The organism is Candidatus Villigracilis proximus, assembly GCF_016717045.1.
Classification (GTDB): domain Bacteria; phylum Chloroflexota; class Anaerolineae; order Anaerolineales; family Villigracilaceae; genus Villigracilis; species Villigracilis proximus.
Map to the genome: position 1 here is coordinate 40,729 of NZ_JADJUO010000012.1, position 13,294 is coordinate 54,022.

12 protein-coding genes and 2 pseudogenes are annotated in these 13,294 nt (G+C 48.8%); 2 read left to right on the forward strand and 12 right to left on the reverse strand.

Annotated elements, in window-relative coordinates; all coding sequences use genetic code 11:
- Window position 1: 1 nt before the first annotated feature.
- From IPL71_RS14720 to IPL71_RS14750, 7 genes are all read right to left on the reverse strand, one after another.
- Complete coding sequence (locus IPL71_RS14720) at window positions 2-400, reverse strand: hypothetical protein (RefSeq protein ID WP_345322849.1); 399 nt, start codon at window positions 398-400, stop codon at window positions 2-4.
- Between the two features lie 49 nt (window positions 401-449).
- Window positions 450-1,385 (reverse strand): homocysteine S-methyltransferase, encoded by a 936-nt coding sequence (mmuM, locus tag IPL71_RS14725; protein WP_345322852.1) that lies wholly within the window; start codon window positions 1,383-1,385, stop codon window positions 450-452.
- A gap of 11 nt (window positions 1,386-1,396) precedes the next feature.
- Entirely contained in the window at window positions 1,397-2,341 is a 945-nt protein-coding gene (locus tag IPL71_RS14730; RefSeq protein ID WP_345322854.1) for a pyridoxal-phosphate dependent enzyme, read from the reverse strand.
- A gap of 9 nt (window positions 2,342-2,350) precedes the next feature.
- Complete coding sequence (locus IPL71_RS14735; RefSeq protein ID WP_345322856.1) at window positions 2,351-3,565, reverse strand: MFS transporter; 1,215 nt, start codon at window positions 3,563-3,565, stop codon at window positions 2,351-2,353.
- A gap of 40 nt (window positions 3,566-3,605) precedes the next feature.
- Window positions 3,606-4,589 (reverse strand): D-2-hydroxyacid dehydrogenase, encoded by a 984-nt coding sequence (locus tag IPL71_RS14740; protein ID WP_345322857.1) that lies wholly within the window; start codon window positions 4,587-4,589, stop codon window positions 3,606-3,608.
- Entirely contained in the window at window positions 4,586-6,028 is a 1,443-nt protein-coding gene (locus tag IPL71_RS14745; protein ID WP_345322869.1) for an aspartate aminotransferase family protein, read from the reverse strand. Before IPL71_RS14745 ends, IPL71_RS14740 begins: the two co-directional genes overlap by 4 nt.
- Before the next feature lie 106 nt (window positions 6,029-6,134).
- Window positions 6,135-6,824 carry a class II aldolase/adducin family protein gene (locus IPL71_RS14750; protein ID WP_345322870.1) on the reverse strand — a complete coding sequence of 230 codons (690 nt, stop codon included), beginning with the start codon at window positions 6,822-6,824 and terminating at the stop codon, window positions 6,135-6,137.
- 104 nt (window positions 6,825-6,928) lie between these two features.
- Here IPL71_RS14750 and IPL71_RS14755 point away from each other — a divergent pair, with 104 nt between their 5' ends.
- The gene (locus IPL71_RS14755) at window positions 6,929-7,531 is read left to right on the forward strand and encodes a TetR/AcrR family transcriptional regulator (RefSeq protein ID WP_345322872.1); all 603 of its coding nucleotides are present in this window, start codon (window positions 6,929-6,931) and stop codon (window positions 7,529-7,531) included.
- Window positions 7,532-7,587: 56 nt separating this feature from the next.
- Here IPL71_RS14755 and IPL71_RS14760 read toward each other — a convergent pair whose 3' ends face one another.
- The 5 genes and pseudogenes from IPL71_RS14760 to IPL71_RS26025 form a co-directional block, all read right to left on the reverse strand.
- A complete protein-coding gene (locus IPL71_RS14760) occupies window positions 7,588-7,842 on the reverse strand; it encodes a GlsB/YeaQ/YmgE family stress response membrane protein (RefSeq protein WP_345322874.1) in 255 nt (84 codons plus the stop codon).
- Between the two features lie 48 nt (window positions 7,843-7,890).
- Window positions 7,891-8,013 carry a hypothetical protein gene (locus tag IPL71_RS14765; protein ID WP_345322876.1) on the reverse strand — a complete coding sequence of 41 codons (123 nt, stop codon included), beginning with the start codon at window positions 8,011-8,013 and terminating at the stop codon, window positions 7,891-7,893.
- Window positions 8,010-8,636 (reverse strand): histidine phosphatase family protein, encoded by a 627-nt coding sequence (locus tag IPL71_RS14770; protein ID WP_345322878.1) that lies wholly within the window; start codon window positions 8,634-8,636, stop codon window positions 8,010-8,012. Before IPL71_RS14770 ends, IPL71_RS14765 begins: the two co-directional genes overlap by 4 nt.
- 270 nt (window positions 8,637-8,906) lie before the next feature.
- Window positions 8,907-10,271: a M20/M25/M40 family metallo-hydrolase gene (locus tag IPL71_RS14775; RefSeq protein WP_345322880.1), complete on the reverse strand. Its 1,365-nt coding sequence runs from the start codon at window positions 10,269-10,271 to the stop codon at window positions 8,907-8,909.
- Between the two features lie 16 nt (window positions 10,272-10,287).
- A pseudogene (locus IPL71_RS26025) lies at window positions 10,288-11,552 on the reverse strand (adenylosuccinate synthase).
- A 222-nt stretch (window positions 11,553-11,774) separates the two neighbouring features.
- Between IPL71_RS26025 and guaB the strand changes: the two are divergent.
- Window positions 11,775-13,215 (forward strand): annotated as a pseudogene (guaB, locus tag IPL71_RS14790) (IMP dehydrogenase).
- Window positions 13,216-13,294 lie beyond the last annotated feature (79 nt).

The following is a 13,294-nucleotide window of genomic DNA, read 5'->3' on the forward strand; positions in this document are numbered from 1 at the left end:
TTTAGAATGGGATATCGTCGTCATTGCCTTCGGTAAATTCAAGATCATCGTCATCGAATTCATCTTCCTCAAACTCGACCCAGTTATTTTCATCGATCCAGTCAATGACTGTGCCGCCGCTTTCAGGATAATACGGGCTGACCAGATAATTGATGCCGTGTTCCCATGTCACACGAAAATCTTTGACGATGAACTTCTTCCCCGCGTGCATATCTTCCACTTCATCGGTTAATTTTGGAATGGGAGAAAATGGATACAACTGTTCGAGGACGATCTCTTTGTCTTCATCCGGGATGATGAATTCCTCCACGCTTGTGCCGTTGGGAAAGAACATCAGACGTGTCGCATAGGGAAGTTTTTCTTCAATGGGATGTTCATTGCTGAAAAATTCACTGTTCATGAAATTCTCCTGACCGATAATTCATGGTTAACGATCCGTCATTCACCATCTATGCAGTGGACCAGTTCTTCACTTCGCGAATATGATCGGGGGTTGTGCGGCAGCATCCGCCGATGAGAGTTGCTCCATTTTCATACCAGACTTTTGATTGCAGACCAAATGCATCGCAGGAAGTTTCCCCGTGCCATGTGTTTGCTTCAGGGTCGTACACTTCGCCCGAGTTGGGATATACAATCACAGGTTTGTTCGTATTCTTTTTGATCTCGCGGATCAAAGATGGAATATAAAGCGGTGACGTGCAGTTGATTCCGATCGCTGCTGCCTGCGGATACGCATCCAGCCATGCGGCACAATCGGCGATCTTTTCTCCGTTGCAAATATGTTCATCATCTTTTGCACTGAAGCATAACCAGGCCGATGCGTTGGGAAACTCGCCCAGTAATTTAACCAATGCCTGAGCTTCGATCAAGCATGGGATGGTCTCGCAGGCCAAAAGGTCCGCGCCTGCGGCGAGAAGCGCCTCCACCCGCGGACGATGGAACTCGATCAATTCATCCTCGGTCAATTTGTAATCACCGCGATATTCCGAACCGTCCGCAAGGAATGCGCCGTATGGTCCGATCGAACCGGCGATCAGCGGACGTACTCTGTTGACACGATTCTTTTCATCGGCCCAAAACTCATCGCGTGCGCTTTGCGCGGTCTGCACTGATTTTTGCATCAAGGCAAGCGCTTCATTTTTATCAAGTCCGCGTTTTGCAAAACCTTCCACCGTTGCCTGATAACTGGCTGTGATCGCAAAATCTGCGCCGGCATTGAAATAATCCAAATGCACCTGACGAATTAATTCAGGCTGTTCCATCAAAACTTTTGCTGACCAAAGTGCATCGTTTAGATCACAGCCGCGCCGTTCGAGTTCTGTCGCGAGTGCGCCGTCTAAAATTGCAATGGGATTTTTTTGTAAAATGGTTTCGATCAGATTCATAAAATTCCTTCTTATTGCCACGGAAGTTTTGCAAGATCAACGTTGCCGCCGCTGATGATAACGCCAATTTTGAGTCTGCTCAAATCGATTTTCTTTTCCCACAACACGCCAATCGCAACCGCCGATGATGGCTCGATGATGATCTTCGCGCGCTCCCAAACATATTTCATCGATTCGATAATTCCTGCTTCGCTCACAGTAACAATCTGCTCTACATTTTTTTGAATGATCGGAAATGTCAAACTGCCGAGTGAAGTCAGCAAACCATCTGCAATCGTCTTCGGATTTTTCGATGGAATGATCTCGCCTGCCTGCAACGAACGAAACGCATCATCCGCCATTTCAGGTTCGCCCGCGATCACACGAATTCCTTTTTTGATTTCGGTGGCCGCAATGGCTGTGCCGCTTAACAATCCGCCGCCGCCGACAGGTGCAATGATCACATCCAGATCGGGGACATCCTCCAGCAATTCCAACGCCGCCGTACCCTGACCTGTGATGACACGCTCATCATTATATGGATGAACAACGGTCGCACCCGTATCGAGCCTGATCCTGTCCAATGTGCTTTCTCTCGCTTCGAGTGTTGGCTCACAAAACGTGATCAAGCCGCCATACCCGGCCACAGCATTTTTCTTCACTGACGGAGCATTGTCCGGCATGACGATATATGCGGGAATGCCGCGCATCCTCGCCGCAAGCGCCAACGCTGCCGCATGATTTCCCGATGAATGCGTGCAGACTCCGCGTGCAGCTTCTTCATCAGTAAGTGAAAATACAGCATTGCATGCTCCGCGAAATTTAAACGCGCCAACTTTTTGCAGGTTTTCGCACTTGAGAAATACTTGAGAGCCTACTTGTTGATTTAAACTTTCGTTGGTTAATACCGGCGTGCGGTGCGCGTAGGGTTTTATTCTTTGCGCGGCGGTGCGGATGTCAATAAGTGTTGGAGTCATAGCCTCTCCTTATTTATTTTGGACGAGTTGCTGCGGGTCTTTCATTTGTGAGACAAAGAAGATGCTGATGACCAGCAATCCAACTGCCAATAATAACGAACGAGTGAAGGAACCGTCAGCGCTTTTCATGGCTTCCATGATGTAGACAAAGACCACAGCGCCCTGCCCAAAGAGTTGGATGAGTCCATTTGAGGTACCTTCGGGTGTGGGCTGCGTCACTTCGGATGCATATTGCATCGCAATTGGCAGTGCGCTAATGAGGAAGAATCCCATCACGAAGGCCGAACCAAATAACAGTGTAGATGTGGTTGCGAAGGTTAATCCGATTAAGCCGGGGATCGCACCGATGAAGGCGATGTAAAGAAATAATTGTCGTTTGCGTTGTTTATCAGATAAGGCAGGCATGACGACTGCACCGATCACGCCGCCGACGATCATCAGAGCGCCAAGCGTGCCTGCGTCTGTGGGTGTGAATCCACGCGGGCGGACGATGTTCTCGATCCAGGTAGTGGTGCCGTTGAAGATGCCGAGCCCGATAAATGAAACCAGCAAGCCGAACCAAAATGCTCTGATCGTGAAGGCGTGTTTGAGACCATCCAACATCAAAGCGCGGACTTCCATTCCGGGCGGGCAGGGCGGTGTGGGCGGAGTTTCACGGGCGAAGATCAGGAAGACCACTGCGGAGAAAGCAGCGATGCCGCCATATATTAATTGAATGGTTGCAATGGATGTGCTTTCGATCAAAATCGGAGTCAATACCATGCCGAGTGCGGTGCCGATCAGATTGCCGAGAGTCACGATCCCAACTGCGGTGGCGCGTTCTTCGATGGCAAACCAATTGGCTGGGACTTTCGTCCAGGCATTGAGTAAAAACGGTTGCGCGGCGGCCAGCCCGAAGGTACTCCATAGAACGAGTGTGTAATTCTCGCCAGCCAGTCCGCGCAGGATGCCGAAGATGCCCATCAAAACCGCGCCAATGCTGACGGCGATTCTAAACCCGTATGTGTCAATCACCCACGAAACAGGAATGGACAAAGGAATAAATGCGATCATGAAAGACATGGCAAGCAAGCCAATTTGTAAATCTGTCACGCCGTAATATTCAGCGGCCGGGCCTGTGATGGGCGCATACGAGATCCACAGGATCTGAATGGTGAGATTGATGAACATAAATGCCGCCAATACCACCCAGCGATACGGATAAATTTTGTATTGTGTTGTCATGGTTGAAGTCTCCATTTTGCATTCAGTATTTTGCATTCCTTTAGTACCCTTTTTCAAAATCAACCTGATACATCAGCGGTTGCCCTTTATTGAAGAGTTCGTAATTTTCAAAAAACAAGTTCGATATGTCTTCTGCAAGACTGGGTGCTGCGGTGTGGAAGGTCATTAATAGATTCGGTGTTGTTGTCCAAAATAGATGGTCTTTTGGAAGCGGTTCTTTCTCAAACACATCCAGCACTGCGCCCGCAATTTTGTTTTCGTTGAGCGCTTCGATCAAAGCGGATTCATCCACTGCGGGGCCGCGCCCGACATTGATAACAAGGGCATGAGGTGGCAGCGCATTTAGCAGCTCTGCGTTGATGATATTGCGGGTATCTTTTGTATTCGGCAGAATGTTGACGAGGTAATCGAGTCCGTGGGCGAATCTGTGGAGTGCAGGAGTGTTATGGAGTGCAGGAGCTTGCTCCTGCTTGTCAAACAGCGAGCTGTTTGACTCCAAAGAAGGATGATAATACTCATCCACATGCCTGCTTGTTTCACTACTCCATGTATACCCGCGCACATTCATGCCGAAGAATTTTGCGGTGAGTGCAACTTCCGCACCGATCGAGCCGACACCCAACAGACCGATTGTTTTTCCGCGCAACGTGCCTGTATCAGATTCGTCCCAAAGTTTATTTTTTTGCGCTTCGCGGCGTTGAAAAATTTTGCGTTCATGCGCGAGCAAATAGCCGATCACATATTCAGACATCAACTCGCCGAAGACTCCGCGGGCGTTGGTCAGAACATAATCGCGGCGAATGGCAGGATCCAGCAAAGGCTCCACTCCAGCCCAAATGGACTGTACCCAGCGTAGAGCGGGGAGAGATCCGAGCGCAGCGTTGATCCGGCTGGGTTCGCCCAATACGATATCCACATCGTCAGCGGGCTGAGTCGCAAAATCCAAATCTTCGAGCTGCGCTTCTTCGATCAAAGTGCGATATTTATTTTCATCCTGTGCAAGAATTAAAAGTTTATGACTCATTCACATTCCTTCAAGACGGTTTCAAAACGATTTAATGCATCATCGATCACTTCATCAGTATCGGCCATCGAAGTATACATGCGCGAGCCGGCGAGTGTGACCAATCCGTTCGCCATGTAGGCCGCGCCCATTTCTTCCATCATATGTTTGCGCGGCTTGAGTCCTTTTGCGAGCCGTAACGGATGTTTGAAATCAAGCAACATGGTGCCGGCTGTTTCAAGATGCACGATGGAGCCCTGATTATATGCGACGAATGGCAGTGAATATTTTTCGATGATGGCCTGTAAACCGTTTGTGAGTCTGTCGCCGGCTTTGCCTGCGATGGCTGCGGCGTTTGTTTTTTCCATTTCGATCAGCGCGTAATATCCCGCCACACACGAAAGCGGATTCGCCGAAAGTGTGCCGCCAATATATGCGCGTTCGCCCACGCCGCCGATGCCCGCCGCGAACGTCCCGATCACATCGCGCCGCCCGCCGACTCCGCCCGCCATTGGATATCCGCCAGTGATGCATTTTCCAAAAACGGTGAGATCAGGTTTGACATTGAAGTAGCCCTGTGCGCCACCAAGTCCCAAACGAAAGCCTGTCACAACTTCATCGAAAATTAACAGCGCGCCAAATTCATCACACAACTCGCGGACTTTTTGATTGAAATCTTTTGAAACGGGACGCGTTCCACTTTCGGGTCCAACCGGTTCGACAATGACCGCTGCGGTGCCGCCCCGAAACCTGTTCAAAAAAAGCTGACGTCTTAACGCCCCGAGAGCATTTGGGTAGAACTCGCGGGTTGACGCGCTTGCTCCACGTGGAATTCCTTTTGCTTCCAATCTTCCCGTGCCTGGGATGTGTAGACCGTAGACCATCGAGTCACTCCAGCCATGATATGCGCCGCCGACTTTGATGACATATTTTTTCTTTGTAAATGTCCTTGCCGCGCGGATCGCCGCCATTACGCTTTCAGTCCCTGAGCCTAGCATGCGGAACATTTCTATTGAGGGCATGAAGCGCTGTATAAGTTGGGCGAGTTTCAATTCGTATTCATGAAACAAGCCGGTGACAGGTCCGCAGGTTTGCAGCATTTCAATTACTTTTTCACGTACCGGTGCGTAGTTGCTGCCCAGAATCGTTGGTCCGCCTGCTTGCAGAAAATCGATATATTGATTTCCGTCTGCATCCCAAAGATGTGCGCCTTCCGCTTTTTCAATAGCAATCGGAAATGGGTAATTGAATGCGAGGTTATGCTGCACGCCGCCGGGGATGATCTTTTTGGCTTCGTCGGTTAATTGTTTTGAGCGGACGCATTTTGTATCAAAGTAATTTAAATACTCTTTCATCTTCTCGCGCCGTACAGCACGGATCGGCTGGCTGACAAGGTTTTCAAGTTTGGAGTAGACTTCTTCGACGTTAGGATATTCAGAAATGGCGTATTGTTGAGTCATGGGTTTTTCCTTTTAAGAGCTTAAAAAAAAGGGCACAAAGTACACAAAGGGGGAAACGGTCGAATTTAAAACAGGTTTTCCTTCGTGACCTTTGTGTACTTCGTGTTTAGATGTTTTTTATTTCTGCGAATTTCTTTTCATCAGCGCGGAGTTTGGCAAATGCGATCTCGCGGATGGGCAGTGGAATTTTCGAAACTTTCTTCTCGGTCATGAGCGCGAGCAGATAGGTCAATGCGCATTTTTCGAGCAAAGCCATGTTGTGAATGGCTTGTTCCATGGTCACGCCGAAAACTAGTACACCGTGATTTTGCAGAATGAAGGCATTGTTGTTATTCTTTACTTTGGCCTTAACCGCGTTCTTGAGAAAACCCGTGCCCGATGGGGCGTAGGAAATAATATCCACGCTGCGGCCGAGGAATCTAACTTGCTCATCGAATAAGGCAGGAATCGGCATGTTGATCAATGCCAATGCGCTGGCGTAGGGTTGGTGTGTGTGGATGATGCAATGTACATCCGGGCGAGTCTGATAGACTGCCGCGTGCATTCCGCTTTCAATGGACGGTTTCATCTCACCTTCAATTGATTGCATGTCAAAATCAAGGACGCAAATATCGTCCACTTGCATTTTGGCATAGTCATAATTAGAGGGTGTGATGGCAAATGTGTTTTGTCCGCTGGTCTGTGCAGAGCTGGTGCGGGCGGAGATATTGCCTTCGGTGGCTTTGAGATAGCCGCGTTCAAGCAGGGTGTGACAGGTGTTGACCACTTCTTGTTTATGGGTTTGATATTCAGGCATAGGGAGTCCTTTTTTGTGAACCACAGATTACTTTGCAGTTAATTTTCTTGACAGCTAAATAATTATTATCTATAATCTTTACAGTGTCAAGATTGAGAGAAAAAATGCCGAAGAAAAAAACATATCATCATGGTGATTTGAAGAATGCGCTTATCAATGCGGGAGTTGAAATCCTTGGGAAGGAGGGAGTGAGCGGGTTGTCCCTGCGCAAGGTGGCGTTGAAGGCGGGGGTGAGTCACACCGCGCCGTATTCGCATTTTGCAGATAAGCAGGCATTGATCGCGGCGATTTCAACTGAAGGATTTCGTCAGTTGTATAAGCGGGTGAGCACTGTGATCGACGAATATCAGACAAAACCGTCCATGCAGTTGGTGGAGGTGGCCTGGACGTATGTCCAATTTGCGATGGATGATCCTGATCGATTTAAGGTAATGTTTTCGGGCGTGCTGGAGAAGGAAAAGGAATACCCTGAGTTTGTGGCGGAGTCGCAGAGAAATTTTCAGTTGGTGAAAATGATCGTCGAAGCGAATCAGGCTTCGGGTAAGTTGAGAGGCGGTTCGTCAGATTTGGCGGCGCTTTCAGTGTGGGGAATCATCCACGGGTTTGTGCTGTTGCTGCTTGAGGGTCAAATTCCGCATGCGATTCTTGAACAAAAGAGTTTGCGTGAGTTGGTTGAGTTTCAACTTGAACAGATCATGGTTAAGTGAGTAAACAAAGAGCCGCGCATTTCACATGCGCGGCTCTTTGTTTTTTAATTCATGGATTAACGACGGCGGCTGAATAAGCCCAGAATAAAGAGCAGAACGACAGCGCCAAAGATTGCCACGAGCAGACTGGTGAAGTTGAAGCCGGCTTCAACTTCCACGCCCAGCAGCTGCATGATGTAGCCGCCGAGGAACGCGCCGATAATACCGACAACGATGTTGGCGATTGCGCCCATCTTTTTGTTCTTTTTCATGATGATGCTTGCGATCCAGCCGGCAATTGCTCCAAAGATGATCCATACGATAAAGTCCATGTTTACCTCCAAAGGGAATAAGATGATTGTTCGAACGTTTTTATTTTATCATCCTGTAATTAAATGAGCGGGCAAATGATCGGTGCGATTAATATAGGAGATCATGATCTCGCCTTTGCGGATGTCAAAACGACTGATGGAGCAATTGTTTAATAGAAACCATGATTTCATATCATGCGCGCCCTGCCGCCACGGAAGTTTGAGCATGGACGAGATGAGGCGTACAAAAATCCGCCGTGACTAACGATGGCGATGCGTTCTTCGGGCTGACCTTCCTTATCTCCATGGCGGGCGATCAATTCGGCGAGGACTTTGTCTGCGCGAGGTTGACGTTCCTCTTCGCTTTCAAATGGACGATTCCACCAGCCTGATTCGTCGTACTGATCGGGCAGATTCAACTCAGGGAAATTCTTTTTGAAGAACGAACGGGGATGACCCGGCAATCCGCTGAATCGGTCTTCAGCTTCGCGGGCGTAGATTCCGCCTTCCTCGTGGATGTCGATCCACGCACTGAATGGGACGCTTTCCAGTGCACGTGCTGTCGGCGCGGCGGTTGCGGTGGCGCGTTCCATTAAACTGGCGTAGATATGGGTGAAGCCAAACCCATATTGGTTTTGGTTGTTCCAGCCTTTGTCGTTTGTGATGTGTTGTTTTTCTTTGAGGTATTTGGCGAGAAGTTTTGCCTGTTCAAGACCGACTTCGGTCAGGAATGGATCTGGATGTTCAACATAATCGGGGTTGTTCCAGTTGACGTTATTAATCGATTGTCCATGACGGATAAAGTAAAGTTCCATTTGTGTGATATTACCTTTTATGTTTATATTGTCTCTTACATGTAACCACAGAGTCGTAGAGAAAAAATGCCTCTATGAGATCTGTGACTAAAAATATTAAAAGTAGAGGATGAAAGAAAGAATTGACCTCTTACAAAAGTCCAATTTTTATCACAACCCACAGGGTAATAAGGCACAAAATCTCGAAGACTCAAAGGAAAAAAACTTAGTGACTTGGTAACTTCGTGGTTTATAACGCTTTACTTATGCAAGAGGTCTAATTTATTCTGACTACGCGTTTCCCAACTCTGTGAACATAAACGCATTGAACTGGATCGCTCTGGGAATGTCACTCAAGCGGATATGTTCATTGGGGGCATGTGCTCCGCTTCCGTAATAAGATGGATTGCCAGAGGTGGAGAGACCCAGAATGCCCACGTTCTTTTTCATTGCTCCCAGCAAGGGGAGCGTGCCGCCGACCAGCGGATTGATCTCCGGTTCCTGACCAGTGAAATCTTTGCAGATCTTCTGCATTCGTTGAGCGAAGGCGCCTTCAATGGGTGTGACAACCGGATCGCCGCCTCCCAGTTTTTTGACTTGCACATCTTCAAAGCCTTGAGATTTAAGGTGACTTTTTAATTTTTCAAAAATGTCATCAGGGTCTTGTTCCGGCACCAGACGAAAATCCATTTTTGCCATGGCTTTGGCTGGCAGCACTGTCTTCACGCCCGCTTCGACATAGCCAGATAAGAATCCGGCAATATTGGCTGTGGGTTCAAATACTGCCATCTTCAATTCATATCCGCTTTTGTTGTTTAGGAATGATTCTATGCCATACATGGCTCGATATTTTTCTTCCATTTCAAGATCAACGTTATCTCGCATGGCTTGTTTTTCGGCTTCTGTAGGCAGGCGGACATCATCATAAAAACCGGGGATCAGAATTTTTCCGCTCTCGTCTTTGATACTGGATACTGCTTTCAGCAAGCGCCACGCTGCGCTGGGGAGCATGTGCGCGTTGCCTGAGTGGGCGTCCTGCTTCATGAGTTCAACGCTGTATTCCACATACAACATGCCCCGGAATCCCAGGGCCAGTGCGGCTTGACCTTTTTCATTGAATCCGCCGCCTTCCCATAATGTGCCGTCAGCTTTCAACAGGTCACCGTGCGCACGAGTCAACGCATCAAAATGCTGACTTCCAATTTCCTCTTCACCTTCGATGATCCATTTGATGTTGATCGGCAGTTTGCCGTTGGCGGCTGTGATTGCCTGAATGGCGCAGATGCGCGCGATCAATTCTGCTTTGTTGTCGCAGATTCCACGCGCTATCAATAAGCCATCGCGTTCGGTCGCTTCAAAAGGCGGACTTTCCCATAACTCGATCGGAGCTTCAGGCTGAACGTCGTAATGGTTGTAAAGCAATAACGTGAAATCGCCGCGCCCTTTTAAATATCCGTATACATAATTGGGAGCGCCGTCCACTTCAATTTGGCGGGTTTCAAAGCCTGTATCTTTGAGGAGTTTTTCCACCCAATTTGCAGTTTCGGGCATCATACGGTTTTGGGCGGCGACGCTTTCAAAAAGACAATATTGCTCGATCAATGCTCTAAAGTTTTGTGTTTGGATACCCAATTCTTTGGTTAGGTTTTCATTCATTCTGACTCCTGAAAAATTATCTTCGAATTGTCGCTTCTCTTTCAGGACCTACGCCGATCCATTTGACAGGCGCGCCAGCGGATTCTTCGATCATGGTCACATAATCTTTTGCTTCCTGCGGCAATTCGTCAAAGGTGCGGGCTTTGCTGATGTCCTGCTTCCAGCCTTTGAATTTCTTGTAGACTAATTCCACTTTATCCAGACCGTAGGCATCTACATCTGCGTAACGAATATCTTTGCCGTCGAGTTTGTATCCCATGCAAACTTGAACTTCATCGAGGCCGCTCAGTACATCGAGCTTGGTCAGGCACAACTCAGTCACACCGCTTAATTCCACGGCGGTTCTTACGATCTCAAGATCAAGCCAACCCACGCGGCGAATTCGGCCCGTGGTCGCGGCCACTTCACCGAACTGTTCATAGACTGCGCTTTGTGTATCAAGGATTTCCGTGGGCAACGGTCCGCCGCCGACGCGTGTGGTGTAGGATTTTGTCACACCGATCACGTTGGTAATATGGCGCGGAGGAATCCCCAGCCGGCCGAAGCCGCCGATGGAATGGTGGTCGATGCGGTCACGAATGGATACGTGCCCCAGTCTGTATCCAAAAATGTCCCCATGGCTTGTTCGAGCAAAAAGTTCTTGCCGGTTTTCAAACCATCCTGCACCAGTGAAAATAATTCCTTGATGTATGGTTTCAAGCGCGCATAATATTCACGGTATGTATCGCGCACTTCTTCATACTTCAATGCTTCGCCGCCCAGCGCGATGATGATCTTGTTTTTCAATTGCAATTGCACTTGCAGGCGCTGTTCAAACATGTCGCTTGTGAAATCCGTCCAGCGGATTCCGTTGTAGCTGACTTTATCTGCAAACACGGGGCCAATTCCGCGGCGGGTGGTGCCGGTTGCGCCGGCGCCTTTGGCTTCTTCGTACAGGCCGTCTAAAATTTTATGATACGGCATGATGATATGCGAACGCGGCGAAACCCATAATCTTCCGTCCACGCCGATGCCGGCTTTGTTGAGCATTTCAATTTCTTCGAGCAACACCTGCGGATCAATCACCACGCCGCCGCCGATCAGTCCTACAGTATTCTTTGCAAAAATTCCCGATGGTACCAAATGAATTTTAAAAGTTCCAAATTCATTGATCACTGTGTGCCCGGCATTATTTCCGCCGTTGAAACGCGCCACATAATCCACGCGCTCCGCCAGAAAATCCACGGCCTTGCCTTTGCCTTCGTCACCCCATTGTGAACCGATCACTGCTGTAACTGTCATGATTTCTCCTTTTTTGTGAATTCCAACTCTTTGGCGTTTTCCACACTGAATCAGCGCATCAACCTTAACTGCAGCCTGCTTCTATTTCGAAGGCATTCCCACAGCGTTGACTCTATCTGCTTTGGAATGAGCAGCTGCCAGTTAAGAGTGAAACGTGTTTTATATCCAATGGATTCTTCTTCAAGCATTATAATTCGGGCGTTCAATTTCAGAGGAGTGAATATGAAAATTTTACAAGATACCGCTTTAACGTCTGACGACGTTTTGCTCGTGCCGCAATATTCCGCCGTGGATTCGCGCCGCGCGCTTTCCACGCAAACAAAGTTGACGAAACAGATCAATTTGCAGATCCCGATCATTTCTGCAAATATGGATGTGGTGACGGAAAGTGAAATGGCGATTGCGATGGCGCGTGAAGGCGGCATTGGGATCATTCATAGATTTTTGTCAATTGAAGAACAGGCGCGGCAGATCGAGCGCGTGAAAAAAGCCGAGTCCTATATTGTTGACAAGCCGATCACGATGACTCTCGCGCATACGGTTGGTGATTTGAATAAACTTGTTGCAGATACAGGCACAGGCGGAATTTTGATTTTGGACGGCAACGAGAAGTTGGTCGGCATTGTCACCACGCGTGATCTGTTATTTGAAAACGATCTTTCCAAACCTTTGAGCGAGATCATGCAAAAAAAGGTCATTTCTGCCGCGCCGAACATCTCATTGAAAGACGCCGAGAAAATGCTGCACGACCATCGCATTGAAAAACTTCCGCTGGTCGATAAAGAGGGGCGCGTGGCTGGTTTGGTGACATTGAAAGATATTATGCAAATTACGCAGTATCCGCGGGCAACCAAAGATGAGCGCGGACGTTTGATCGTCGGCGCCGCAGTCGGTGTGCGCGATAAGGAAATGCGCCGCGTGGAATCTGCCCTCGAAGCCGGCGCAGACTGTATCGTAGTGGATATTGCGCACGGCGATTCAAATCTTGAAATCGACATGATTAAAAATATCCGCAAGCATTTTCCCAACGCGCAGATCATCGGCGGGAATGTCGCCACGGCTGACGGCACAAAACGCCTGATCGACGCAGGTGTAGACTCGGTCAAAGTGGGCGTGGGTCCTGGTTCCATTTGTATTACCCGTATCGTGGCAGGTTCCGGCGTGCCGCAGTTGACAGCCGTCATTGAGTGCGCCAAGGCTGCTGAATCCGCTGGAATTCCGATCATCGCTGATGGTGGTATTCGTCAACCGGGAGATGTTGCCAAGGCTATCGCCGCTGGTGCGCAAACCGTCATGATCGGCAGCATGCTGGCCGGCACCGACGAAAGCCCCGGTATGATCATGACCCGCCGTGGACATCGTTACAAAGCCTCGCGCGGCATGGCGTCTCGTGAAGCCAATATTGCCCGTAATCGTAAAGAAGGTAATGACCTCACGCAAGAGGAGATCGAAGACTATGTCGCCGAAGGCGTGGAAGCTGCTGTCCCATATCGCGGCAAAGCGCGCGAAGTATTAACTCAACTGGTCGGCGGTTTACAATCAGGCATGAGTTACAGCGGCGCCCTCAACCTTGAAGACTTCCCAAAAGAAAGCGATCTTTGTGAGAATGACCGGCGCAGGCTTGAGAGAATCTGGTCCGCATGATGTGGAAGTTTTAGGATAAGGATGAATTTTGAAGGATGAAGGATGAAAAAACCTTCATACCCTTTGTGTACTTCGTGTCCTTTGTGTTTTATGTTTTT